Genomic DNA, 23,129 nt, shown 5'->3' with positions numbered 1-23,129 from the left:
TCCGGACATCCGGCCGGGATTCCGGCGCGGAAATCCGGCCATCTGCCGAGGGGAGGCGTAATCCGGCGGATCATGTGACTACTAGGCTGCGACGATTTCGTCGTCGAGGCACCGTCGTCGGCTGTGGGCTCGGACGAATAAAGCCTGAAGATCACCCAGTTTGTGCCGCGCGCCCGCCCGCACGACTTCCGTCAGCATGATCCGCTCCACGGAGTCCGCCTGGTCGCAGAGGGCGAACGACGCATCGGTGAGACCGCATGTCCGCAGCAAGATCGCGATCTTGGCCAACGCCTCCGACGACGGCTGGCGGGCAGCGACCGCCTCGATGGCTTGGAACCAGGCCGAACCGTTCCCGCATGCTTTCGGTGCCCAGATCGTGGCCGTACTCCGTCGTCCGCATTGCGGCCTCGGCCAACGGATGACGGCGCCGTGGAAGACGTAGGCGCGTTCGTCGAACCTCCGACGTCTCCTTGACGAATCGCCGGCCGCTACGGCCCCTCAATCGCCTTGAGCCGCTGCATGGTGGTCAGCCGGACGGCGAAGTACATGGCGGCAGCGGCGGCGGCGATGTGCACCGCGTCGGCGGTCATGTACTGCACCACCGCGTCCCTGATCTCCATCAACGTCTCGGCGTCCCGGTATTTCGTCATCTCGTACCGATCGAACAGAACGCTGAAGACGAACAGACCCCACCACAGGTTCACCGGCCAGGTCCGCGCCCGGAACCGCTCGCCCTCGGCCGGCAGCGGAGTGGCGGCCCCCCACATGTCGAGGGCGATGCGATACGGCAGCCAGAGGTTCACCAGCGGAATGAGCCAGGCTCCGATGGCCCACCCGGGTCCGTTGCGGAACCGGTCCGGCGCCAGCAACCCGGTGTTGCGGCGCATACGGAAAAACCAGACGACGAATACGATCGCGGCGGGTACGTACACGATGGCCTGGTATCTCCCGGCCGTCTCGTACAGCGCGGCAGCGGCATCCAGCTCCTGCTGGGGAGCCGTGAAGAAGCCGCCGTCCCCGTCGATCACCGCCAGGAAGCGAAAGCCGGCGAACAGGCTGAACAGGTCGCAGAAGGCGACCAGAGCGAGCCCCGCGACGGCCGCGACCAGGAGACCGAGGGACGATACGGGCGCCCCGGCGGGCAGCAGGGGACGCGGACGTAGATCACTGGATTCGGACATGACGATGAGGCCCCCCACGGGCGAGAAATGACACGGTCCGCGGAATGAGGCGCGGCCGAGGCACAGTACGCCGATCTCATATATCCCGTCCATGACAATCCTGCAGGTGGACGCCCAGACATGACAGGCCAACCTGAAGAGAAAGGCCGGGTCAGCCGAGCTTGAGGAGGCCGGCTTCGAGCACGGCGCGGCCGAAGGGGCTCGCGAGTTCGGCGAGGCGCTCGCAGTCGGCGTCACCGAGGGCGGCGTAGGCGGGGAGGGCCAGGCGGTCGGTCCGGTCCTCGATGTGCCGGCGCAGGGTGACACCTTCCGAACTGAGCGAGTCGCCGTCCAGGAGGCCACGCTTGCGCAGGCGCTCCTGGGTGTCGGCCCATTCCTCCTCGGGCCATGCGCGGCTCGCCTTGAGGAAGTCGACGGGAACCTCACCGGTGGCCGCGTGCAGAACCAGGGCTTCCAAGGCCCCGACGCCCTCGCTCAGCAGGCACGCGATGTGCCCGTCTCCACGGAACTCCCGGAGCAGCGTCTGGAAGTGCCACAGTTGCAGCACCGGCTCCTCCGGCCAGGGCAGCGCGGCATGCGCGGCGAACAGTGGGCGCCCCTGGGTGTGTTCGCAGGCCGCCTCGGCGGCCCGGCGGGTCAGCGCCAGGACCTCGTCCAGGGCGGGCAGTTCATGGATTCCCGCCCGCCGCAGGGCCTCGCCCGCCGCGGCGTACCGAGCGTCCAGCACCTGCTGCGGTGTCGTTGCGTCCCATGCCCCGTCGAGCGCCTGCCGTACGAGATCGGGGTTGAAGTTGTAGAAGGTCGAGATGACCAACTCGGCGGAGGCTCGGCCGAACGCGGCGCTGCGGGAGGCGAAGTAGCCGGCGCGTCCGCTCAGTCCGAGGTCCGCGTACCGTCGCCTTGCCTCGGGGACGAAATAGATCATGCCGTGTACGGGCTCGAGTCCGCGCCAGGCCGCACGAGCTGCCTTCATGGTCACCTCTTCGTGGAGTCGGGGGAGGGGTGTGCGCTGCCGTTCCTCACTCGCCGTGCGTTCGCAGGTGTTCGAGCAGCAGGCGGTTCAGGGTTTCGGGCGCCTCCTCGGGGATCCAGTGACTGACGTCCTGGAGGGCCTCGAAGCGGTACGGCCCGTTGACCCACCGCTCGGTCTCCTGTGCCGCCGCCGGGCCGAACGCGCTGTCCTTCGTGCTCCAGACGTATAGCGTGGGCACGTCGACGATTCCGATCTTGCCGTCGGGGCGGCCGGCCCGGTACCAGTTCAGCGCGGCGGTGAGAGCACCTGGCCGGGACAGGTGCCGTACATAGGCGTCGGCACTGTCCTGCGGCACCTTCCCGGCGTAGAGGGCGCGCAGCAGCTGGGCATCGTGGGCCAGCATGCGCTCCTCGGTCGCGGGCGTTTCGCGCCAGTCGATCATGTACTGCGAGCGGCTGCGCTGGTCCTCGTCGGTGCGCAGGGCGGTGGCCAGAGCGCCGGGATGAGGTGTCGAGACGACCGTCAGGGTGCGTACGCGGTCGGGGTGGGCGTCAGCGGTCCACCAGGCCACCGCGCCGCCCCAGTCGTGGCCGACCAGGTCGAACGCCGTCCAGCCCAGTTCCTCCGTGATCGCGACCACGTCGTCGACGAGAAGGCTCATGCAATAGTCCTCGGGCCGCTGGGGGCGGGCGCCGGGGGAGTAGCCACGCTGGTCGGGCGCCACCACCCGGTAGCCGTGCGCGGCCAACGCCGTGATCTGCCGTTGCCACACCAGTCCCGTCTGCGGGAAACCGTGCAGCAGCAGCACCGGGCGGCCCTCGGGCGGGCCCGCCTCGACCGCGTCGAAGACGCCCGCACTGGTGGAGATGCTCAGCTCGGTCACGACGCGCCCCTTCATACCAACTGGTCGGTAGCCTTCAGGCGGAGAGGTGGACTGTCAAGGCCACGGATGCGCCTGCTTCCCGGCGGCCGGAAGATGGCTCGGTATTGAACTTGACGCCGGGTTCAACTATAACGTGGCGTGGGACCACCAGAGACAGTGAGGCGACATGAGGGAAGCAGTCATCGTTTCGACGGCACGGACGCCGATCGGAAAGGCGTACCGCGGCGCGTTCAACGACACTCAGGCGCAGGAACTTGCCGCCCATGCCCTGTCCCACGCCGTACAGCGTGCCGGGATCGAGGGAGGCGAGGTCGAGGACGTGGTCTTCGGCTGCGCCGTGCAGCAGGGGTCAGCCGGTTTCAACGTCGCGCGTCAGGCCGCTCTTCGTGCCGGACTTCCGGACACCGTGTCGGGGATGACGGTCGACCGGCAGTGCTCGTCGGGCCTGATGGCCATCGCGACGGCCGCCAAGCAGATCGTCGCCGACGGTATGCAGATCGCCGTGGGCGGCGGCGTCGAGTCGATCTCCCTGGTGCAGAACGAGCACATGAACACCCACCGGATGACGGATCCCTGGCTGGTCGAGCACAAGCCGAGCATCTACCTGCCGATGCTGCAGACGGCGGAGATCGTCGCCGAGCGCTACGGCGTGAGCCGGGAACGCCAGGACGAGTTCGCGCTGCTGTCACAGCAGCGCACCGCCGCGGCGCAGGAGGCCGGCCGGTTCGACCAGGAGATCGTCGCCCTCGGCAGCGTCAAGAAGGTGCTCGACAAGCAGTCCGGGGAGGTGCGGGACGAGAAGGTCACCCTGGGCCAGGACGAGGGCAACCGTGCGTCGACGACGCTCGAAGGGCTGGCCGGGTTGGCGCCGGTGCTGCCCGACGGTCAGGTGAGCGCGCGTTCCAGCGTGACGGCGGGCAACTCCTCGCAGTTGTCGGACGGGGCTTCGGCGTCGGTGTTGATGGAGTCGAGGGAAGCCGAGCGCCGCGGACTGGAACCGCTGGGCGTCTACCGGGGCATGGCGGTCGCCGGCTGCGGCCCGGACGAGATGGGCATCGGGCCGGTGTTCGCCATTCCGAAGCTGCTGAAGCAGCACAACCTCACCATCGACGACATCGGCCTGTGGGAGCTGAACGAGGCGTTCGCATCCCAGGCGTTGTACTGCCGCGACGAACTGCACATCGACCCCGAGCGGTTCAACGTCAATGGCGGCGCGATCTCGGTCGGCCATCCGTACGGGATGACCGGTGCCCGGCTGGTGGGGCATGCCCTCATCGAAGGCAAGCGCCGCGGTGCCCGGTACGTGGTGATCTCGATGTGTGTCGGCGGCGGAATGGGCGCGGCCGGACTGTTCGAGGTCGCCTGATGGGAAAGGGCCGAACTGCGGTTCTGGTGGACTTCGGCGGCGTCATCACCTCCAGTGTGCTGCAGGCGTTCACCGACTTCGGCGCCTCACTCGGCGGCGACCCGCGCCTGCCGTTGGACCTCCTCAGCCGGGACCAGCCGTCACGCACCCTGCTGGCCGACCACGAGTGCGGCCGTATCGACGCCGAAGCCTTCGAGCGCGGATTCGCCGAACGTCTCCGCGTCCACGGCGCCGACGTACCGGCCGCGGGGCTCACGGCCCGGATGCAAGCGGGCATGTCGATCGACCAGGACATGCTCGCGCTGCTCGGCGAGCTTCGAGCCGCCGGGCATCCCGTCGCGCTGGTGTCCAATTCGTTCGGTACCGGCACCTACGACGGTGTCGATCTGGCCGCCCTCGCCGACGTGGTCGTCATCTCCGCCGTGGTCGGGATCCGCAAACCCTCCCGACGGATCTACGCGATCGCATGTGAACGTCTCTGCGTCGGCCCCGAGGAAGCAGTCATGATCGACGATCTGCAGCAGAACCTCGACGGGGCGGCACGGATCGGCATCGGCGGCGTACTCCACACCAGCGCCGCCGACACCCGCCGCCAACTCGCCGAACGCTTCGGGATCGGCGCCTGACCGATCGAGAAACATCCCTTCTTCGGCAGAGGCAGTTTTGTGACCATGGCGTCGGGTTCAAGTACAGTTTCCGCGATGGACACCACCGCGGCCGAGGAGATCGACGGCGAGAAGGCGCCCCCCATGGCGCCCCTCTCGCACCTTCGCGAGCCCCCCACGACAAAGCGCGGAGCGCGGACACGGGCCGCTCTGGTGAAGGCCGCGCGGAAGGTGTTCGAACGGGACGGCTACCTCGACACCCGCCTGACCGACATCACCAAAGAGGCGCAGTGCGCGGCGGGATCGTTCTACACCTACTTCGCCAACAAGGAAGAGGTGCTGGCCGCCGTCCTCCTGGAGGCGCAGGAGGACATGTTGCACCCCGGCATGGCCCGGGTGGAGGGCGCCGACGATCCCTATGCGGTACTCGAGGCGAGCAATCGCGCGTATCTCGAGGCGTACAAGCGGAACGCGAAGCTGATGGCCCTGCTCGAGCAGGTCGCGCAGGTGGAGCCGGAGTTCCGTACGTTCCGGAGTCGGCGCGCCGACGCGTTCATCCGCCGCAATGCCCGCGGCATCGCCGACCTGCAGGCGCGGGGTGTCGCAGACCGTGAGGTCGATCCGATGATGGCCTCCCGTGCGCTGTCGGGCATGGTCAGTGTCATGGCCTACAACGCCTTCGTGCTCGGCGAACGGCAAGATGAAGGCGCGCCGGTGGACTTCGAGGAGCTCGTGTCCACGGTCACCCGACTCTGGGCGAACGCCCTGCGGTTCCCTGACCATCGCTGATCCGGCAGCCTGAGCCGGGGCGAAGCCCGCCGCTCACGGCCGTACAGCCGGTTGTTTCTCTCTTTGCGCGTCCCCTGATTCAGTGGGCCATGCGGCCTTCTCCGGGGGTGTCGTGCGCCCAACTGTTGAACTTGACGTCGGATTCAACTATACATTCGGGGACGGAGCACGGTCCCGCCATCCAGGAGAGGGTTCGCTGTGAACGTTGCACAAAGGGTCGCCATCGTCACCGGTGGTGGTGGCGGTATCGGCAGCGCGCTGGTCGCGCGGCTCGCTCGTGAGGGTGCCCGGGTCGTCGTCGCGGACCTGGACGGGGACAGCGCACGGGCGGTGTCGGAGTCGGTCAACGCCGACCATCCGGGAAGCACCGTCAGCGTCGGCGCGGACGTGTCGGACACCGCCCAGATCGAGCAGCTGATCGCCCTGGCGGAGAGCACGTTCGGGCCGGTCGATCTCTACTTCGCCAACGCGGGCATCGCGGGTGCGCTCGGCCTCGACGCGAGCGAGCAGGACTGGGACCTCTCGATCGACGTCAACCTGCGAGCCCACATCCGTGCGGCGAGACTGCTGCTGCCGCGGTGGCTCGAGCGCGGGGAGGGCTACTTCGTCAGCACCGCCTCGGCCGCCGGGCTGCTCACACAGATCGGCTCCGCCACCTACGCCGTCACCAAGCACGCGGCCGTCGCCTTCGCGGAATGGCTGAGTGTCACGTACGGCGAGCGCGGGGTCCGGGTCAGCTGTCTGTGCCCGATGGGGGTGAACACCCCGATGCTGTCCGCCGGGAAGGACTCCGAGGACACGCTGGGGCGAGCGGCGACGCAGGCCGTCGTGGCCGCGGGCGACGTCCTGGAGCCGGCCGATGTCGCCGACGCCGTCCTCGCCGCGATCGCGGACGAGCGCTTCCTGATCCTGCCGCACGAAGAGGTGCTGGACATGTACCGGCAGAAGGGCGCGGACTACGACCGGTGGCTGCGCGGGATGCGCCGCTACCAGAGCTCCCTGCTGGAGCAGGAATGACCGGCGCGAACGGCGAACTCGTCCTCGCCGAACACCGCGGGCCGGTGCTCGTGCTGACCTTCAACAGGCCCGCCAAGCTGAACGCTTGGACCGACGAACTCGAAGACCGCTACTTCGCCCTCCTCGACACAGCCGAGAACGACCCGGACGTACGTGCCGTCGTGGTCACCGGCGCGGGGCGCGGATTCTGCGCCGGTGCCGACCTCCAACTCCTGCAGTCCGTCGGTGAGATCGACGAGGTCTCCGCGGCGGACAGGGCACGGAGTCGGCCGCGCGACGTGCCGCTGACCCTGCGCAAGCCGCTGATCGGCGCGATCAACGGGGTGGCGGCGGGCCTGGGCATGGTGGAGGCGCTCTACTGCGACATCCGCTTCGGCTCCCCCTCGGCCCGGTTCACGACAGCGTTCGCGCAACGCGGGCTGATCGCCGAGTACGGGATCTCCTGGCTGTTGCCCCGGCTGGTGGGGCACAGCCGGGCCACGGACCTGCTGCTGTCGAGTCGCATGGTGGACGCCGAGGAGGCACTGCGAATCGGACTCCTCGACCACCTGGCCCCCACACGCAGCGTGATCGATGCCGCTGTCGAGTACGCCACCGATCTGGCGACGCGCTGCTCACCGGCTTCCATGGCCACCATCAAGAGCCAACTGCACCACGACGCGGACGGCACCTACGCCGACTCCGTGACCCGCGCGCAGAGCCTCATGCTCCAGGCCTTCCGTGGGGCCGATGTCGTCGAGGGCGTGGCCAGCCATCTCGAAAAGCGCCCACCGAGTTTTCCTTCCCTACCCCCCGTCAGGAGTACAGATGTCCCTGTTTGAGACGTCGGATCGCGCCAAGAAGTACCAGGCGGATCTGCTGGAGTTCATGGACTCGCACATCTACCCCGCCGAGGCGGTGTACCACGAGCAGATGCGCGCGTCGGGTGACCCGCACTTCCAGCCGCCGGTCATCGAGGAGCTCAAGGCGGAGGCGCGGCGGCGCGGGCTGTGGAACCTCTTCCACCCGCACCCGGAGTGGGGGCCGGGCCTGACGAACCTCGAGTACGCGCCGCTGGCGGAGATCATGGGGCGCAGCCACATCGCGTCCGAAGCGTGCAACTGCAACGCTCCCGACACCGGCAACATGGAGGTGCTCACGCTGTTCGGCAGCGACGAGCACAAGGAGAAGTACCTGGGGCCGCTGCTCGACGGGACGATGGCCTCGGCCTTCGCGATGACCGAGCCGCGTGTCGCCAGTTCCGACGCCACCAACATCGAGTTGCGGATGGTGCGGGACGGCGACGAGTACGTGCTCAACGGCCGTAAGTGGTTCGCCTCGAACGCGATGCACAAGAACTGCAAAGTGCTCATCGTGATGGGGAAGACCGACCCCACCGCTGCCGTGCACCGGCAGCAGTCGATGATGGTCGTTCCGATCGACGCCCCCGGGATCACGGTGATGCGCAACCTGCCGGTGTTCGGCTACCAGGACCGTGAGGGACACGCCGAGATCGACTTCACCGACGTACGGGTGCCGGCCAAGGACGTCCTCAAGGGTGAGGGCGAGGGCTTCGCGATCAGCCAGGCCCGGCTCGGGCCCGGTCGTATCCACCACTGCATGCGGGCCATCGGCGCGGCCGAGCGGGCGCTGGAGCTGATGTGCCGGCGCGCGCAGGAACGGGTGACCTTCGGTGCTCCGGTTGCCGACCGGTCAAACATCCAGGACTGGATCGCGGAAGCGCGGATCGACATCGAGATGATCCGCCTGCTCACACTCAAGGCCGCGTACCTGATGGACACCGTCGGCAACAAGGAAGCGCGCACCGAGATCGCGGCCATCAAGGTGGCCGCACCGGACATCGCGCTGAAGATCATCGACCGCGCGATTCAGGTGCACGGGGGAGCGGGCGTGACCGACGACTTCCCCTTGGCCATGATGTACGCGCATCTGCGGACGTTGAGGCTGGCTGACGGCCCCGACGAGGTCCACAAGCGGGCCATCGCCAAGCAGGAACTGCGCCAGTACCGCGACGCGGCAGTGGTGAGCTGAGATGGCAGGACTCGATCTCACCGGCCGCACAGCCGTCGTCACGGGTGCCTCACGCGGTATCGGCCTGGCGATCGCCCAGGCCCTCGCCACCGCCGGCGCACACGTCGTCCTCACCTCCCGGTCCCAGGAAGCCGCGGACGCCGCGGCGGCCCAGGTCGGCGGCACCGCGGTCGGCGTCGGTGCGCACGCGGTCGACGAGGAGGCGGCCCGGCGCTGTGTCGAGCTGACGCTCGAACGGTTCGGCAGCCTGGACATCCTCGTCAACAACGCCGGGACCAACCCGGCCTTCGGGCCGGTCATCGACCAGGACCACGGCCGGTTCGCCAAGACCTTTGACGTGAACCTGTGGGCTCCTGTCCTGTGGACGGGACTCGCCACCCGGGCCTGGATGGGCGAGCACGGCGGCGCGGTCGTCAACACCGCGTCGGTCGGCGGCATGGCCTTCGAGGCGAACATCGGTCTGTACAACGCCTCGAAGGCCGCACTGATCCACCTCACCAAGCAACTGGCCCTGGAACTCTCGCCGAAGGTCCGCGTCAACGCGGTGGCACCGGGTGTGGTGCGCACCAAGCTGGCCGAGGCCCTGTGGAAGGAGCACGAGCAGGCCGTTTCCGCCTCGACGGCACTCGGGCGCATCGGGGAGCCTGCCGACATCGCGTCGGCGGTCGCCTTTCTCGTCTCGGACGCGGCGAGCTGGATCACCGGCGAGACGATGGTGATCGACGGCGGCCAACTCCTCGGCGACGCCGTCCCGTTCAGAGGCCCGAACGGGTGAACGTCACATGCGTGACTCCGCTGGGCGAGGAGGTGGCCTCGACCTGGTAGTCCTGCTCCAGGCTCTCCAGTCCGTCCCAGAGGCGTACGCCCCGGCCGAGCAGGACCGGGGTCACCACGACGTGCAGATGGTCGATGAGCCCGGCGGCGAGGAAGTCGCGGATCACGGTGGGGCCCCCGCCGATGCGTACGTCCTGGCCGCCCGCGGCCTGGCGGGCCCTCTCCAGCGCCTCGGCGGGCGAAGTGTCGAGGAAGTGGAACGTCGTGCCGCCCTCCATCTCGATCGACGGGCGTGTATGGCGCGTGAGGACGAAGGTCGGGGTATGGAAGGGCGGGTTGGGCCCCCACCACCCCTTCCACTCCTTGTCGTCGTGCCACCCGGGATAGCCGAACTTCCCGGCACCCATGATCTCGGCGCCGATCCCGGGCGCGAACTGCCGCGCGAAGGCGTCGTCGAGGCCGCCGGACCCGCCGGACCCGCCGGTCATCTCGTGCCACCACCGGGTGGCGAACATCCACTCGTGCAGCCTTTCCCCGGCGTGGCCGAACGGCTCTTCACGGCTCAGGCCCTCACCGGTGCCGAAGCCGTCGAGCGAGATGGAGAAGTTGTGGACGCGGGCGAGGGACATGGCTGGCGACTCCTCTTCTTCTGCTGGTCACGGGCCGGGCGGTGCCGACAGATGGATGAGGATGCCGCACACCTCGTCCACTATCTCCCTGGCCTCCGTCTCATCCTGGCAATCGCCCAGCTCGCGTGCCGCCCCTCCGATGACGGTGGTCAGTACGCTCACCCGGACCCGGCCGGCGCGTCGCCGCTCGTCCACCTCCAGTAGGCGGGCGTTGCGCCGTACCCAGGCGCGATCCCACTGGCGGCGCAGCGCGTCGAAGCCCGCGGGGCCGTCGTCCTCGACGAGGAGCATGCCGAGCCTGCGATTGTCCCAGACACCCTCCAGATATGCCCTGGTTCCCGCCACGAACAGAGCGATCGGGTCGTCCACACCACGGCCGCGCTCGTCGGCCAGCGTGGCCGCGGTCCGGCGCTCCTGCTCCTCCCGGAACTCCTCCCACAGGGCGAGGTAGAGCCCTCGTTTTCCGCCGTAGTGCTGGAAGAGGGTGCCCACCGGGATGCCGGAGCGCGCCGCGATCTCGGTAAGGCCGGCGTCGGTGTAGCCGCGCTCGGTGAACACGTCCAGCGCCGCGTCCAGCAGCGTACGCCGGACCGTTCGGCTCTGTTCCGCGTGCTCCTCCGGCAGGCCCATGTCCCCCTGCCCGTCGGGCAGTTGACGTGTCGCGTCGGTCCCGGCGGACTCCACGATGCCGCTCACGGGCAATCCTCACCTTCCCCGGCGCCGTCGCGGATGGCGAGGGCGACCAGTAGTTCCAGGAGGTCGGCGATCCGGCGCGGATTGCGGCCGGTGCGTTCCTCGATCCGGCGCAACCGGTAGTGCGCCGTGTTGTGGTGCACCCGCAGCCGGTCGGCGGCCAGCCGCAGATTGAGGTCGGCCTCCGCGAAGGCCCGTATGGTGGCGGCCAGCGTGTCGCCGCGCCTGCGGTCCTCCTCCAGCAGCGCCCGCACCCGGGGATCGACCAGCTGGCGGGCGAGGTCGCGCAGCGCCAGGTAGTCGAACGGGGACAGCCGCGGCAGCGCCGCCACACCCCGCCCCCGCTGGGCACCAGGTCGAGGGCGGCCCGCGCCTCCTCGTACGCGCCCGGCAGTTCGCACGCTCCCCGGGCGACGGTGCTGATGCCCATGGACAGCATGGTTCCGTCCCGTGCGAGTCGCCGCTGCACGGCCTCGAAGTGGGCGCATATGTCGTCCGCGTTCATGCCGGCCCGCACCACGGGCACGGCCACCACCTCTTCGTGGCGCACCACGACCAGGGTCCTGCCGGCCCAGGGCCCGGCGACGCTGATCGACGCGCTGGTGGCATACCCGTGCTCGGCCGACGTGAGGTCCCCGGTGCGGGTGCCGCCGACGCACACCGCCACGACCGCCATCATCGGCGAGCGCGGCCCGATGCCGTACGCCTGACCTTCAACGAGCTGACCGCCGAGGAGAACCTGCGCATCGGCGCCCACCTGCGCACCGGTCGCCGATGGCGCGGCCGTGCCGAGCGCGCGGCCGTGGCGGCCGACCTGGAACGGATCTACGGCCACTTCCCCAAACTGCGCCAGCGCTCGCGTCAGGCCGCCGGCAGCCTCAGCGGCGGTGAGCAGCAGATGCTCCCCATCGGCAGGGCACGGATGCTGCGGCCCTCGCTGCTGCTCCTGGACGAGCCGTCCCTGGGTCTCGCCCCGCTGGTCACGCGCGAGCTGTTCGAGATCGTCCGTGCCGTCAACGAGGAGGAACGCACCACCGTGATCGTCGTCGAGCAGAACGCCCAGCTCGCGCTGGACGTCGCGCACCGGGCGCACGTACTGGAGGCCGGCCGCCTGGTGCTGTCCGGACCGGCTCAGCAGATACGGGAGGACGGGCAGGTCGCCGAGGTGTACCTCGGCGTCTCGGTCCACTCCCGGAAGGCCCGGTGAGCGCCGTCGTGAAGGTGGGCCTGCTGCTGCCCGGGGTCACCCTGTCCACGGGCCACGACGACGCCTTCCCGCTCGAGACGATGCAGCTGATGCGGTTCAAGGGCGAGCGGTGGCAGCTGTTCGGCAAGCCGGTGGACACCCGCGAGGAGTTCGGCCCGCTGGCCAAGTGAGCCGGCGGCACCGTGCGACAGCCCATGGGCGTCGAACGTGTCCGCCACGCCGTGCCGTGCGACGGTCGAGGCCCTGGCCCGCTCCGGGTTTCAATGGACTTAGATGGCATCAGCAGGTCAGCGTTCCTTGGGGAATGCCGAGCCACTGTCCCGGCACAGCGGTGGAGAAGCGGATGACGGAGTTCAGCGAAAGCCACGACGATCCGTTTGCCCTGCATCTCGTCGCCCTGGCGGCGCTCGACGACCAGGGAGTCGTGGTCGGATGGAACCGGCGGGCGCAGGAACTGCTCGGGTATCCGGACACGGCCGTGATCGGTCGTCGGGCCTTCGAGGTCCTTGTCGGCCCTCGCGAGCTGCCGGCTGCCAAGGAGGCCGCGGCGAAGTGCAGGAGAGCCGGCGGCTGGTTCGGAGTGCTGAAGGTGCGGCACCGCGACGGACGGCTCGTGGAGATGGGGCTCAGGGCCCATGCGTTCTCACGCGACGGCCAGGTCCGTGAGTGGCTTCTGGCCGGGGCACTCGCGGCGGACGTCCTGGAGTGGCAGAGGGACCGCGCGGTTCTCGACGGGTTGTACCGCCAGTGCCCGATCGGCCTGGTCGTGCACGGCACCGACCTGAGGCTTCTCAAGGTCAACCGGGCCATCGAACGCTTCAGCGGCGTCCCGGCGGCGCTCTTCGAGGGGATGCCCAGCGGGCAGATGCTCATCCCCGCCGACGCACGCAAGGCCGTGGACCGGGTGCGCCAGGTGATGGAGACCGGGAGACCGCTCGTCTACTCCGAGCAGTTCGTCCGCCTGCAGCAGGATCCGGGACGGGAACGGGTCGCCCTCGTCTCGTCCTTCCGGATGGAGGATCCCGCCGGCCGCATCTTGGGTGTGGCCGAGATGATCGAGGACATCACCGACCGTCATCGGGCCCAGCGCCGGCTCGCGCTCCTCGACCAGGCCGGCAGCCGTATCGGAACCACCCTCGACGTGGCGGAGACCGCCCGGGAGCTCGCCGAGGTGATGGTGCCCCACCTCGCCGACCACGCGTCGGTCGACCTGCTCCAGCCGGTGACGCGCGGCGAGGAACTGGCACCGGCCCTGGCGGGGCCCGTCGTACGGCTGGGGGCCAGCAGCGTCGGTGCCCAGCAACCCGGCCCGCCCCACCCCCATGGCGCGCCGGTGGAGTTCGCGCCCGACTCACCCCAGGCCAGGTGCCTGTCCGAAGGGCGGCCCGTCCTGGAACCGGTGCTCCCGCCCGACCGGCTCTCGACGGAAGGCCATCAGGGAGCCCACGCTCCGGACCCGGGCGTCCATTCACTGATCGTCGTACCCATTGCCGCACGCGGCATGGTGCTCGGCGTGATGACCTTGTGGCGTTCGCGCCGCCCCGAACCCTTCGAGGCGGACGATCTCACCCTCGCCCAGGAACTCGCCTCGCGTGCCGCCGTCGCCATCGACAACGCCCGGCGCTTCACCCAGCAGCAGCAGACCGCGTTCACTTTGCAGAGCAGCCTTCTGCCCCGGGGGGTCCCGGACCAGTCGGCCGTCGAGGTGGCCCTGCGGTACCTGCCGGCCAGCGCGGCCCCGGGCCTGGGCGGCGACTGGTTCGACGTGATTCCGCTCTCAGGGGCGCGGGTCGCCCTCGTTGTCGGCGACGTAGTGGGACGCGGCATCCACGCCGCCGCCACCATGGGCCGACTGCGTACCGCGGTGCATACGCTCGCCAGCCTCGACCTGGAAGCGGACGAGGTCCTCTCCCGCCTGGACGACCTGGTCCTCCTGCTGGCGGCCGAGCAGGAAGCAGCCGGCGAGCGGCCCGTGGGTGAGCAGGTCGTCGGCGCCACCTGCCTGTACGCCGTGTACGACCCGGTCTCCCGGCGGTGCTCCATGGCCCGCGCCGGCCATCCGCCGCCGGTGGTCACCGCGCCGGACGGACAGGTGGCTCCACTCGACCTGCCCGCCGGCCCACCACTCGGCCTGGGCGGCCTGCCCTTCGAGGCCCGGGAGATGGAACTGGCCGAGGGAAGCCTGCTGTGCCTGTACACCAACGGACTCATCTGCGAACGCCACATCGATGCCGACATCGGGCTGGCCAAGCTGTGTGCGGCACTCACCCGCCCGGCGGACGCCCTGGAACGAACATGCCAAGCGGTCGTCGACTCGCTCGTGCCGTCGCGCCCCAGCGACGACGTCGCACTGCTGATCGCCCGGACGCGCATGCTGCCACCGGAGGATGTGGCCTCCTGGCAGCTGGCGCTGGAGCCCGCCAGCGCAGCCCGCGCCCGGGCGCTGACCTCGGCGAAACTGACCGAATGGGGTCTGGAGCACCTGGCGTTCACCACCGAGTTGATCGCCAGCGAACTGGTCACCAACGTCTATCGGTACGCCGGCGGCCCAGCGACCCTGCGGCTGATCCGGGAACGGACTCTGGTGTGCGAGGTCAGCGACACCAGCCACACCTCACCCCACCTGCGCCGCGCCCGCACCACCGACGAGGGCGGGCGCGGCCTGTTCCTGGTGGCCCAGATGGCCGAACGCTGGGGTACCCGCTACAGCCGCGAGGGCAAGACCGTGTGGACCGAACAACCACTCACCGGCACCCCGGCTTGACCGTCTCAGGCCGTGCCGGGGTTCCGGCGTGGGGTGGGGCGCCTTCCGTCGACGCCGTCACTTGGCTGCCGCGAGCAGCCGGGCCTCGCTCTCCTCGTACAGCCGACGGTTCTCGTGGCTTTCGGAGGGGCGGCGCAGGTGGTCCAGACGGCTGCCCAGCCACCCCGCCAGGTAGCCGAACGGGATGGAGACCAGCCCGGTGGACTGCATGGGGAACAGCGCGAAGTCGGCGTTGGGGAAGACCGCGGAGGGCGTGCCCGAAACGGCCTTGGAGAACACCATGAGCAGCAACGCGCAGGCCGCGCCGCCGTAGAGGGTGGCGAGCAGGCCGGTGCGCGTGAACCCCCGCCAGAACAGTGAGTAGGTGAGCGCGGGTGCCACCGCCGATGCCCCTGTGCAGACGGCCAGGGTGGTCAGCACGCCGACGTCCCAGTTCTGGACCAGGGTGGAGAGGCAGATGGCAACGCAACCGACAGCCACGCTTGTCCACGCCGCCACCGTCATCTCCGTCTGCGGCTTGGCCTGTCCCCGCCGCGCCGCATGGGCGAACAGGTCGTGGGCGAGGGACGACGCCGCGGCCAGGGTCATCCCTGCGACCGACGACAGCAGGGTGATGAACACCATGCCCGCCACGGCCGAGTAGAGAATGGTCATGCCTGCGGAGTTGGGGGCTCCGCCGAGCACCTGCGACAGCATGAGCACCGACGTCCTGCCGTGCGGATCGGCCGCGGTGATGTACTGCGATCCCACCAGTGCTGCCGCGCCCGTACCCATGATGATCACAAGCAGGCAGAACGTGGTGACCGTGCCCACCGCCCACGACATGGAGCGGCGCACGGCCGGCACGTCCTGCGCGGAATACAGGCGCATCGTGATGTGCGGCAGGCAGGCCACGCCGAGGACCACGGTGATCTGGAGACTGACGAAGTCCAGCCGGTCCACGCCCGAGGTGCCCAGCTGCAGGCCCTGCTGGAGGAAGGCGGGGCCCGCGCCGCTGCCCTGCTGAGCCGCCCTGAGGACGTCTCCGGGGCTCCAGTCGAAGCGGTTCAGCACCAGAGCGGCGACGACGAGGCTGGTGCCGAGCAGGAGCACGATCTTGATCATCTGGATGAGTGCGGTGCCCCGCATGCCGCCGAGCGCCGCGTAAATGATCATCAAGCTGCCGACGATGACGATGCATGCCGTCCTGGCACCCGCCCCGTGCGGGATGTCCAGGATGAAGGTGAGTAGCGACCCGGCCCCGGAGAGCTGGACGACCAGGAAGGGCAAGGTCGCCGTAAGCGTCACCACGCAGGCCGCGACGCGTACGGCACGTCCGGGCATGTTGCGGGCCAGGACGTCGCCCATGGTGAACTTGCCCGCGTTGCGCAGGGGTTCGGCCAGCAGGAACATCAGCAGCACCAGGGACAGGGCCGTGCTGACCGCGAGGACATAGCCGTCGTATCCGGCGAGCGCGATGATGCCGGTGGTGCTCAGCACCGTGGCCGCCGAGATGTAGTCGCCCGCGATCGCCAGGCCGTTCTTGAGCGGGGTGAGCGAGCGGTAGCCGGTGTAGAAGTTCGTCAGGTCGTCGCGGTCCGGTCCCGCCATCACGCACATCAGCAGCGTGACGGTGACCAGCGTGGTGAACAGGACGAGGACGACGGCCTGCGTCCCGGAGCTGAAGTCGTTCATCTCGCCATCCCCGCGTTCCGGCCGGTGGGGACCGCTCGGTCTCGGACGGCGTGGGCCAACGGATCCACCGAGCGCTGTGCGCTGCGTCCGTACCAGAAGACCGCCGCGAAAGTGACGACGAGCTGGAGGATCCCCAGGGCCATTCCCAGGCTCAGCTCACCGGCGATCTCGGCCCCCATCAGGCCGGGCGCATAGCAGGACAGCACGACGTACACCACGAAGGAGCCGAGCGCGGTGAGCGTGGAGACGCGGCGGAGCAGACGGTAGGCCGAGCGCAGTGCGGCGAGGTCTTCAGCGCGCCCGTGGGTCTCGGGCCGGTACGGCTCGTCCCAGGCGGCTTGCCCGTACGGCTCGTCCCAAGCGGCTTGCCCGTACGGCTCGTCCCAAGCAGCTTGCCCGTACGGCTCGTCCCAAGCAGCTTGCCCGTACGGCTCGCCCCAAGCGGCTTGCCCATACCGGCCGTATCCGGGGGCGTGGTGTCCGTACGACCGCGGCTCGGTCCGGGGCGGCAGCCATCCCGTGGGTCCTGAGGGTGGGTACTGGTTGTCGTCGGCGTATGTCATCTCCTGGCCTTCCACTGCGGCTCGGATAGGGCTCGGATTCGTGGAGGCGAACGAGGAGGAACGCTCCAGGCGGCGTACCATACCGACTGGTTGGAATGGCTGTAAGTCTGCAGGCGATCACGTTTCGGGGTCGAGGCGGTTGCCCCCCGGGGCGGGGGTGTGGTGAACGTCGCACACCTCGACATACCTACTGGTCGGTACCCTGTCGCGAAGCCGTGAACGACAGGAGGCGCGATGTCTGCGACCAACCGCCAGATCCGTCTGGCAGCCCGCCCTGTGGGCGAGGTCAAGCCCGATGACTGGGAGCACTTTGCAGGGCCCGTCGACGAACCCGGGCCGGGCCGATTCGCGGGCCGGACGCGGGTCATCTCCCTGGACCCGGCGATGCGGGGCTGGCTGGACGACCGTCCCTCCTACCTGCCGCCGGTGGGCATCGGCGAGGTGATGCGCGCCGGATCGGTCATCGAGGTCACCGCATCGAACCACCCCGACTTCCAGCCGGGCGATCACGTGGTCGGCACGTTCGGCGTCCAGGAGTACGTGGTCTCCGACGGCAAGGGGGCCCTGAAGATCGACACCTCTCTCGCCCCGCCCTCGACCTACCTCGGGGCGCTGGGCATGCCCGGCATGACCGCCTACTTCGGCCTGCTGGACGTCGGGGCACTGAAGGACGGCGAGACCGTCGTGGTGTCGGGTGCGGCCGGGGCGGTCGGCACCATCGCCGGCCAGATCGCCAAGGCCAAGGGCTGCCGGGTCGTGGGCATCGCCGGAGGGCCGGAGAAGTGCGCCATGCTCATCGACGAACTGGGATTCGACGCGGCGATCGACTACCGCGCGGAGGACGTCAGGAAGGCGCTGCGCCGCGAGGCCCCCGACGGCATCGACGTCTACTTCGACAACGTCGGAGGGGACATCCTCGACGCGGCCCTGACGCGGTTGGCGATGCATGCGCGGGTCGTGGTCTGCGGTGCGATCAGCCAGTACAACAACGCCACACCGGTCAAGGGCCCGTCCAACTACCTCTCGCTGCTGGTGCGCCGCGCCCGCATGGAGGGCTTCGTCGTCTTCGACTACGCCAAGCGCTACGCGGCGGCAGCCCAGGAGATCTCCGCCTGGATCGGTGCCGGCCGCATCAAGGTCAAGGAGCATGTGGTGAGGGGGAGCGTGGACGACTTCCCCGAGACGTTGGGGATGCTCTTCCGCGGGGAGAACGTCGGCAAGCTCGTCCTGGAGCTGGCATGAGCGCCGCCGAGAGCCACGCCGCCGCCCGGCCGGGACAGGTGGACGGCGCTGCGCTCCAGGGCAAGGTGGCGATCGTCACCGGCGGTGCCAGTGGACTGGGCCGGGCCACGGCGCTGACGCTGGCGGGGGCTGGGGCGCGCGTGGTCGTCGCGGACCTCGACGCGCGGGGCGGCCGCGAGGTGGCCGACCTGGTCGGCGGCCATTTCCGCGCCTGTGACGTCTCCGACCCCGACGCCAACCGCGCGCTGGTGGACTTCACTCAGGAGCAGTGCGGCGGCGTCGACATCGCGCTGCTCAACGCCGGAGTGGCGACCGGATGCGGCCTCGGCGAGGACTTCGACCTGGCACGCTACCGCCGCGCGATGGGAGCCAACCTCGACGGCGTGGTCTTCGGCACCCATGCGGTGCTGCCGGCGCTGCGGGCCCGCGGGGGAGGGGCGATCGTGGCGACCGCGTCGCTGGCGGGCCTGGCCGCCGTACCGCTCGATCCCCTGTACGCCGCCAACAAGCACGCGGTCGTAGGACTCGCCCGCTCCCTCGGACCGGCTCTTGCGCCGGAGAACGTGCGCTTCAATGCCGTCTGCCCCGGCTTCGCGGAGTCGCGGATCATCGATCCGCTGCGCGACATGCTCTCCGCGCAGGGACTGCCCGTCATCCCGGCTCAGGTCGTGGCGGACACGGTGCTGCGGATCGTCACCGGCGACGGCACGGGGGAGTGCTGGTTCATCCAGCCCGGCCGCGACCCGGAGCCGTTCCGTTTCCGTACCGTCCCCGGTCCGGGCAAGCCTGTCGGCGCCTGAGAAGGGGAGGGGGCCGGCCCGTACGCCCGTAGGTCGCGACGCGCCCTGTGGATCGGGGCGCCCTGCGGATCGGGGCGTACGGCCGGCCCTCCGTGCCGGAAGTGACCTGAGGGTCAGGCAGCAGCGGGCTGCGCGGTGAAGGCGCGCTCCAGCAGCCCGTACAGGGTGTCCTGCTCCTGCTCGCTGAGCCTGCTCAGGCCGGCCAGCGTGTTGTGCATCTTCCCGCGGATCACGTCGATGACCCGCTCGCCCTCCTCGGTGAGCAGGACGTTCTTGACGCGCCGATCCGAGGGGCTGGGCTCGCGGCGCACCAAGCCGCGCTTCTCCAGCCGGTCAATGATCCCGGTCATGTTGGAGGCGTCGCAGGTCAGCGTGGTGGCCAGCACGCTCATGGAGGCGGGGCCCCGGCGCAGCACGTTCAGTGTCTTGCCCTGGCTGGCCGTGAGGTTCTCGCTCGCGGCGGCGACCGTGAAGTCGCCGTAGTAGGCGGCCAGGGATACCGAGAGCAGCTCCATGAGCCGGGCGGTGTCGACGCGGGAAGGTGCTGTCATGCACGCCACCCTACGCCCGAAAACTTGACGATCTCAAATATCGGTGGCTACGGTCTCGCCTATTGCTTGAAGTTCTCAAGCTTCGATGTTCTCAAGTAGTTCGTCGAGCTCTCACGTAGGGAAGAGATTCGTGCCTCACGCGCAGCACACGGCGCCCCGGCGACAGTCAGCGGACGCCGCGGTCGTCCTCGTGCTCGGCCTTGCCGCGATGGTCGTCTCGATGATGCAGACGCTGGTGGTCCCGATCCTGGGAATCATCCAGAGCGAGCTGCGGGCCACCACGGCAAGCGTCAGCTGGGTGACCACCGCCACGCTTCTGTCGGCCGCGGTCTTCACCCCGCTGCTCGGCCGCTTCGGCGACCAGCACGGCAAGAAGCCCACCCTCGTCGGCGTTCTGCTCGTGATGATCGCGGGCTCGGTGCTCGCCGCCACCACCACCTCGCTGACATGGCTGATCGTCGGCCGAGTGATGCAGGGTGCGGCAACCGCGATCTTTCCGCTGGCCCTCTCCATCCTCCGCGAAGAGATCAGGCCGGAGAAGCTGCATGGCGCCATGGCCCTGGTCAGCGGCACGCTCGCGTTCGGCAGCGGGCTCGCGCTGGTCGGCGCGGGACTCCTCACCCGCGGCTCCGACCCCGACTACCACCGGGTCTTCTGGCTCGCGGTGGTGCTCGCGGTGGTGGCGCTGGCAGGTGTGTTGTTCGTAGTGCCCGCTTCCCGGACTACGACGGGCGGCCGGACGGACTGGCTGGGCGCGGTCACCTTGGCGATGCTGCTGATGCTGCTGCTTCTGCCCGTCTCGCAGGGACACGAGTGGGGGTGGACGTCCGGCCGTACGCTCGGCTCCTTCGCGGGGGCGGTCGTGATGGCGGCGGTGTGGGTCGTCGCCGAGAACCGGGTCAAGGAACCCATGGTGGACATGAAGATGTTCGTCCACCGGCCCGTTCTCTTCACCAACCTGGCCGGGCTGTTGCTGGGTTTTGCGATGTTCGCGCAGTTCATCGGCGTCTCGTACCTCGTCCAGATGCCCGAGGACGTCGCAGGCTACGGCTTCGGCGCTTCCGTGCTCGAAGCGTCCGTGGTGTACCTGCTTCCGACCACACTCGTCTCGCTCGTGGGCGCCCAGTTCGGCGGCGTACTGGTGCGTCGACTCGGCGCGCGCTTCACCCTGGCCGCCGGGGCCGCCTTCGGAGTGCTCGGCTTCACGTGGCTGAGCGTCGCGCACGATGCGACGGCCTCGGTGATCGGTGCGGGCATGGTCATCGGCCTGGCGATCAGCTTCGGCTACGCCGCCATGCCCGCGCTCATCGTCGCCGGCGTCCCCGCCCACCAGTCCGGCATCGCCAACGGCATCAACTCCATCTCCCGCTCGGTGGGCAGCGCCGTCGCGAGCGCGGTGATCACCTCGCTGCTGGCGTCGAAGACCATTGCGCTTCCGGACGGAGCGCCCGCGCTGCCCCAGGAGAGCCAGTTCACGATGAGCTTCGTGATCGCCGGAGTGGCCTTCGGTCTGGTGGTCGCCGTGGCCCTCGTCGGCATCAAGTCGGCGCACGCGCCTCGTACGCCCGTGCCGAGGAAGGTCGCGGACTCCGGGACGGTGGGGTCGTCGGAGGCGGAAGCCGGTGCCGAGCTCGTGTGACCGTGCTCCTCGCCAGGCGTAACCAGCCAAACCAGCCGAACGAGCCGAACCAGCCGTCCGGTTGAACCCGCAGTTTCTCCGAAAGGCATGTCACGATGAAGAAGTCCGACCACCCCCACCACGTCGATCACCGCACGGCGGTCGCGGTGGAGACTGCCCGGTTCGTCGCAGCGGTCAAGGACGCCGACCTGGTCACAGCGGTGCCCAGTTGTCCCGACTGGACGCTGGCCGACCTGGTCAAGCACACCGGCAGCGTCCAGCGCTGGTTCTCGGTCCTGTTGCGGGCGCGCATCCAGGAACCCCCGCGCAAGCGTGAAGTGGACCTTCGGCTCCCGGACCAGCAGGACGGATACGCCGACTGGCTGGCGGAGAGCGCGACCGTGGCCGCGGACGCCTTCGCGGCAACCGACCCGAACCTGCCGATGTGGGCATGGGGCGCCGACCAGTACGCCCGATTCTGGGCACGCCGGATGCTCTTCGAGACCCTGTTGCACCGGGTTGACGCCGAGCTCGCACTCGGCCTGCGGCCCGCGATCGACCGCCCGCTCGCGGTCGACGGGATCGACGAGTTCCTCGTCAATCTGCCCTCCGCCACCTTCTTCGCCCCCGACGTGGCCAACCTGCGCGGCCCCGACAAGACCATCCGCTTCCGTGCGACCGACGGGGACGAGAGCTGGGTCGTCCGCCTGCGGCCCGACAGCTTCGGGCTCGACACGGCCCACCCGACCACGGCCGCCACCGACGCGACGGTCCAGGGAACCGCGGCCGACCTGCTCCTCCTCGTTTACGGCCGACTGCCGCACGAGGCAGAGGCCTTTGCCCACGAGGGGGACGAGCACCTGCTGGCCCACTGGTTCGCCAACTCCGCGTTCTGAGAGGGCGGTTCGCGGGCTGATATCCAATGGATTGAGTACGGGTACTCATGTGGGCGGTGGTCAGCAGCCTGCACGGTACGGACATGCGATCGAATTTCCTTCCGAAGTCCTTGCTGGCGGCCACGCTCGGCGGTGTCGTCGTCCTGGCCGGCTTCGGCACGCAGAACGCCACCGCCGATGAGACCTCCCAGGTCAGCACCGTCAGCACCGTCGCGACGAGCGACGACGACGCGGAGGCGCGGTTCCTCGAGATGGCGGATCTCATCTCGCAGAGCTGTGCCCCGGACGTCTCCAGCGGCGTCGATGACGTGGCGTCGGCCTCCGTGGCCGACACCACGGCAGCGGAGCCGACCCCGGACACCACCCTGCCCGTCCTGGTCGACCCGGTGCCGCTGACCGCGTCGGAGGAGTGCGCCGCCCAGAGGCACCAACTGCGCATCAGCAGGGCATTCTCGGGGACGGACACGGACACCTACGCGGAGTTGCTGGACAAGCTGACGAGCCTGCGCTACCCGGCGGCGCGGATCCACCGCATGCCGGACTTCTCGGGCGAGCCCGTGGCAAGGCTCGACCTGCGCGTGGGGGCCGAGCACTTGGCTCTGGAAGTCACCGACATCAACAGCGGCGTGATGGTTGAGGCGTTCGGCGCTCCGGAAGGTGTGAGCGTGACCGAAGTGCGGCTGGAGCCGCAGCTGGCCGAGCCCACATCCTGAGGCCCCTGCGGCACGGCCCCGCCGGGGCCGTGCCCCGGGGTCACTCCGAGCGCGTCGAGCCTCAGCGGCTGCTCAGCGTCGGGCAGTGGGCAGCCGGGGTTGTGTCCTCGCACGGTTCGAATGGGAACGCCCTGGCGGTACAACCGGGACGCTCCCTGAC

At 69.5% G+C, this 23,129-nt stretch carries 24 protein-coding genes and 1 pseudogene; 15 read left to right on the top strand and 10 right to left on the bottom strand.

Annotated features, from left to right (window positions below):
• Positions 1-488 precede the first annotated feature (488 nt).
• From EHO50_RS12050 to EHO50_RS12040, 3 genes are all read right to left on the bottom strand, one after another.
• The gene (locus tag EHO50_RS12050; protein ID WP_246101115.1) at positions 489-1,181 is read right to left on the bottom strand and encodes a DUF4328 domain-containing protein; all 693 of its coding nucleotides are present in this window, start codon (positions 1,179-1,181) and stop codon (positions 489-491) included.
• A 151-nt stretch (positions 1,182-1,332) separates the two neighbouring features.
• A complete protein-coding gene (locus EHO50_RS12045; RefSeq protein WP_128429893.1) occupies positions 1,333-2,154 on the bottom strand; it encodes an SCO6745 family protein in 822 nt (273 codons plus the stop codon).
• A 46-nt stretch (positions 2,155-2,200) separates the two neighbouring features.
• Positions 2,201-3,037: an alpha/beta fold hydrolase gene (locus EHO50_RS12040; protein WP_342786915.1), complete on the bottom strand. Its 837-nt coding sequence runs from the start codon at positions 3,035-3,037 to the stop codon at positions 2,201-2,203.
• Between the two features lie 166 nt (positions 3,038-3,203).
• Between EHO50_RS12040 and EHO50_RS12035 the strand changes: the two genes are divergently transcribed.
• The 7 genes from EHO50_RS12035 to EHO50_RS12005 all read left to right on the top strand — a co-directional run bounded on the left by EHO50_RS12035 (position 3,204) and on the right by EHO50_RS12005 (position 9,620).
• The gene (locus EHO50_RS12035) at positions 3,204-4,403 is read left to right on the top strand and encodes an acetyl-CoA C-acyltransferase (protein ID WP_128429891.1); all 1,200 of its coding nucleotides are present in this window, start codon (positions 3,204-3,206) and stop codon (positions 4,401-4,403) included.
• The gene (locus EHO50_RS12030) at positions 4,403-5,029 is read left to right on the top strand and encodes an HAD family hydrolase (protein ID WP_128429890.1); all 627 of its coding nucleotides are present in this window, start codon (positions 4,403-4,405) and stop codon (positions 5,027-5,029) included. Before EHO50_RS12035 ends, EHO50_RS12030 begins: the two co-directional genes overlap by 1 nt.
• 75 nt (positions 5,030-5,104) lie before the next feature.
• Positions 5,105-5,797, top strand: coding sequence for a TetR/AcrR family transcriptional regulator (locus EHO50_RS12025; protein WP_128429889.1), 693 nt, complete (start codon positions 5,105-5,107; stop codon positions 5,795-5,797).
• A gap of 198 nt (positions 5,798-5,995) precedes the next feature.
• On the top strand, positions 5,996-6,814 hold the full coding sequence (locus EHO50_RS12020) for an SDR family oxidoreductase (RefSeq protein ID WP_128429888.1): 819 nt from the start codon (positions 5,996-5,998) through the stop codon (positions 6,812-6,814).
• Positions 6,811-7,635, top strand: a complete 825-nt coding sequence (locus tag EHO50_RS12015; protein WP_128429887.1) for an enoyl-CoA hydratase-related protein — start codon at positions 6,811-6,813, stop codon at positions 7,633-7,635. Before EHO50_RS12020 ends, EHO50_RS12015 begins: the two co-directional genes overlap by 4 nt.
• A complete protein-coding gene (locus EHO50_RS12010; protein WP_128429886.1) occupies positions 7,622-8,845 on the top strand; it encodes an acyl-CoA dehydrogenase family protein in 1,224 nt (407 codons plus the stop codon). The genes EHO50_RS12015 and EHO50_RS12010 overlap by 14 nt, the downstream gene beginning before the upstream one ends.
• A gap of 1 nt (position 8,846) precedes the next feature.
• A complete protein-coding gene (locus EHO50_RS12005) occupies positions 8,847-9,620 on the top strand; it encodes an SDR family oxidoreductase (RefSeq protein ID WP_128429885.1) in 774 nt (257 codons plus the stop codon).
• Here the strand turns inward: EHO50_RS12005 and EHO50_RS12000 are convergent.
• The 4 genes and pseudogenes from EHO50_RS12000 to EHO50_RS46010 all read right to left on the bottom strand — a co-directional run.
• Positions 9,601-10,248, bottom strand: coding sequence for a dihydrofolate reductase family protein (locus tag EHO50_RS12000; RefSeq protein WP_128429884.1), 648 nt, complete (start codon positions 10,246-10,248; stop codon positions 9,601-9,603). The two genes, EHO50_RS12005 and EHO50_RS12000, sit on opposite strands and share 20 nt — an antisense overlap.
• 27 nt (positions 10,249-10,275) lie before the next feature.
• A complete protein-coding gene (locus tag EHO50_RS11995) occupies positions 10,276-10,944 on the bottom strand; it encodes a TetR/AcrR family transcriptional regulator (RefSeq protein WP_220096435.1) in 669 nt (222 codons plus the stop codon).
• A complete protein-coding gene (locus EHO50_RS11990) occupies positions 10,941-11,273 on the bottom strand; it encodes a helix-turn-helix domain-containing protein (RefSeq protein ID WP_164904819.1) in 333 nt (110 codons plus the stop codon). The genes EHO50_RS11995 and EHO50_RS11990 overlap by 4 nt, the downstream gene beginning before the upstream one ends.
• A gap of 80 nt (positions 11,274-11,353) precedes the next feature.
• Positions 11,354-11,617 (bottom strand): annotated as a pseudogene (locus tag EHO50_RS46010) (PucR family transcriptional regulator); the annotation flags it as partial.
• On the opposite strand from EHO50_RS46010, the gene EHO50_RS11985 reads away from it, so the two are divergent.
• The 3 genes from EHO50_RS11985 to EHO50_RS11975 all read left to right on the top strand — a co-directional run bounded on the left by EHO50_RS11985 (position 11,555) and on the right by EHO50_RS11975 (position 14,912).
• A complete protein-coding gene (locus tag EHO50_RS11985) occupies positions 11,555-12,148 on the top strand; it encodes an ABC transporter ATP-binding protein (RefSeq protein WP_220096433.1) in 594 nt (197 codons plus the stop codon). The pseudogene EHO50_RS46010 and the gene EHO50_RS11985 overlap by 63 nt on opposite strands.
• Complete coding sequence (locus tag EHO50_RS11980) at positions 12,145-12,318, top strand: hypothetical protein (RefSeq protein WP_220096432.1); 174 nt, start codon at positions 12,145-12,147, stop codon at positions 12,316-12,318. The genes EHO50_RS11985 and EHO50_RS11980 overlap by 4 nt, the downstream gene beginning before the upstream one ends.
• Positions 12,319-12,491: 173 nt before the next feature.
• Positions 12,492-14,912, top strand: coding sequence for a SpoIIE family protein phosphatase (locus EHO50_RS11975; protein WP_181449601.1), 2,421 nt, complete (start codon positions 12,492-12,494; stop codon positions 14,910-14,912).
• Positions 14,913-14,969: 57 nt separating this feature from the next.
• Here EHO50_RS11975 and EHO50_RS11970 read toward each other — a convergent pair whose 3' ends face one another.
• Together EHO50_RS11970 and EHO50_RS11965 are read right to left on the bottom strand one after the other, a co-directional pair.
• On the bottom strand, positions 14,970-16,586 hold the full coding sequence (locus EHO50_RS11970) for a sodium/solute symporter (RefSeq protein WP_128429881.1): 1,617 nt from the start codon (positions 16,584-16,586) through the stop codon (positions 14,970-14,972).
• Complete coding sequence (locus tag EHO50_RS11965) at positions 16,583-17,149, bottom strand: DUF485 domain-containing protein (protein WP_128429880.1); 567 nt, start codon at positions 17,147-17,149, stop codon at positions 16,583-16,585. Before EHO50_RS11965 ends, EHO50_RS11970 begins: the two co-directional genes overlap by 4 nt.
• A gap of 234 nt (positions 17,150-17,383) precedes the next feature.
• Here EHO50_RS11965 and EHO50_RS11960 point away from each other — a divergent pair, with 234 nt between their 5' ends.
• Complete coding sequence (locus EHO50_RS11960; protein WP_181449600.1) at positions 17,384-18,391, top strand: NADP-dependent oxidoreductase; 1,008 nt, start codon at positions 17,384-17,386, stop codon at positions 18,389-18,391.
• Positions 18,388-19,191, top strand: coding sequence for an SDR family NAD(P)-dependent oxidoreductase (locus EHO50_RS11955; RefSeq protein ID WP_128429879.1), 804 nt, complete (start codon positions 18,388-18,390; stop codon positions 19,189-19,191). The genes EHO50_RS11960 and EHO50_RS11955 overlap by 4 nt, the downstream gene beginning before the upstream one ends.
• 113 nt (positions 19,192-19,304) lie before the next feature.
• Here EHO50_RS11955 and EHO50_RS11950 read toward each other — a convergent pair whose 3' ends face one another.
• Complete coding sequence (locus tag EHO50_RS11950; protein ID WP_128429878.1) at positions 19,305-19,742, bottom strand: MarR family winged helix-turn-helix transcriptional regulator; 438 nt, start codon at positions 19,740-19,742, stop codon at positions 19,305-19,307.
• Positions 19,743-19,872: 130 nt separating this feature from the next.
• Here EHO50_RS11950 and EHO50_RS11945 point away from each other — a divergent pair, with 130 nt between their 5' ends.
• The 3 genes from EHO50_RS11945 (at position 19,873) to EHO50_RS11935 (ending at position 22,969) form a co-directional block, all read left to right on the top strand.
• Positions 19,873-21,381, top strand: a complete 1,509-nt coding sequence (locus EHO50_RS11945) for an MFS transporter (protein WP_246101114.1) — start codon at positions 19,873-19,875, stop codon at positions 21,379-21,381.
• A 95-nt stretch (positions 21,382-21,476) separates the two neighbouring features.
• On the top strand, positions 21,477-22,256 hold the full coding sequence (locus EHO50_RS11940) for a maleylpyruvate isomerase family mycothiol-dependent enzyme (RefSeq protein WP_128429876.1): 780 nt from the start codon (positions 21,477-21,479) through the stop codon (positions 22,254-22,256).
• Between the two features lie 83 nt (positions 22,257-22,339).
• Positions 22,340-22,969, top strand: a complete 630-nt coding sequence (locus EHO50_RS11935) for a hypothetical protein (protein WP_128429875.1) — start codon at positions 22,340-22,342, stop codon at positions 22,967-22,969.
• Positions 22,970-23,129: the final 160 nt, after the last annotated feature.

The sequence above is a fragment of the Streptomyces cyaneus genome, from assembly GCF_004028635.1.
GTDB lineage: Bacteria > Actinomycetota > Actinomycetes > Streptomycetales > Streptomycetaceae > Streptomyces > Streptomyces cyaneus.
This window is presented reverse-complemented; position numbering and strand designations above follow the sequence as displayed.

What these genes read in the sequence shown, in the direction of transcription:
- EHO50_RS11950 (WP_128429878.1), bottom strand. Translation starts at nt 19,742, where the DNA reads ATGACAGCACCTTCCCGCGTCGACACCGCCCGGCTCATGGAGCTGCTC.
- EHO50_RS12015 (WP_128429887.1), top strand. Translation starts at nt 6,811, where the DNA reads ATGACCGGCGCGAACGGCGAACTCGTCCTCGCCGAACACCGCGGGCCG.
- EHO50_RS11960 (WP_181449600.1), top strand. Translation starts at nt 17,384, where the DNA reads ATGTCTGCGACCAACCGCCAGATCCGTCTGGCAGCCCGCCCTGTGGGC.
- EHO50_RS12030 (WP_128429890.1), top strand. Translation starts at nt 4,403, where the DNA reads ATGGGAAAGGGCCGAACTGCGGTTCTGGTGGACTTCGGCGGCGTCATC.
- EHO50_RS12045 (WP_128429893.1), bottom strand. Translation starts at nt 2,154, where the DNA reads ATGAAGGCAGCTCGTGCGGCCTGGCGCGGACTCGAGCCCGTACACGGC.
- EHO50_RS12035 (WP_128429891.1), top strand. Translation starts at nt 3,204, where the DNA reads ATGAGGGAAGCAGTCATCGTTTCGACGGCACGGACGCCGATCGGAAAG.
- EHO50_RS12010 (WP_128429886.1), top strand. Translation starts at nt 7,622, where the DNA reads ATGTCCCTGTTTGAGACGTCGGATCGCGCCAAGAAGTACCAGGCGGAT.
- EHO50_RS11955 (WP_128429879.1), top strand. Translation starts at nt 18,388, where the DNA reads ATGAGCGCCGCCGAGAGCCACGCCGCCGCCCGGCCGGGACAGGTGGAC.
- EHO50_RS11975 (WP_181449601.1), top strand. Translation starts at nt 12,492, where the DNA reads ATGACGGAGTTCAGCGAAAGCCACGACGATCCGTTTGCCCTGCATCTC.
- EHO50_RS11935 (WP_128429875.1), top strand. Translation starts at nt 22,340, where the DNA reads ATGCGATCGAATTTCCTTCCGAAGTCCTTGCTGGCGGCCACGCTCGGC.
- EHO50_RS11940 (WP_128429876.1), top strand. Translation starts at nt 21,477, where the DNA reads ATGAAGAAGTCCGACCACCCCCACCACGTCGATCACCGCACGGCGGTC.
- EHO50_RS12025 (WP_128429889.1), top strand. Translation starts at nt 5,105, where the DNA reads ATGGACACCACCGCGGCCGAGGAGATCGACGGCGAGAAGGCGCCCCCC.
- EHO50_RS11965 (WP_128429880.1), bottom strand. Translation starts at nt 17,149, where the DNA reads ATGACATACGCCGACGACAACCAGTACCCACCCTCAGGACCCACGGGA.
- EHO50_RS12000 (WP_128429884.1), bottom strand. Translation starts at nt 10,248, where the DNA reads ATGTCCCTCGCCCGCGTCCACAACTTCTCCATCTCGCTCGACGGCTTC.
- EHO50_RS12050 (WP_246101115.1), bottom strand. Translation starts at nt 1,181, where the DNA reads ATGTCCGAATCCAGTGATCTACGTCCGCGTCCCCTGCTGCCCGCCGGG.
- EHO50_RS11970 (WP_128429881.1), bottom strand. Translation starts at nt 16,586, where the DNA reads ATGAACGACTTCAGCTCCGGGACGCAGGCCGTCGTCCTCGTCCTGTTC.
- EHO50_RS12005 (WP_128429885.1), top strand. Translation starts at nt 8,847, where the DNA reads ATGGCAGGACTCGATCTCACCGGCCGCACAGCCGTCGTCACGGGTGCC.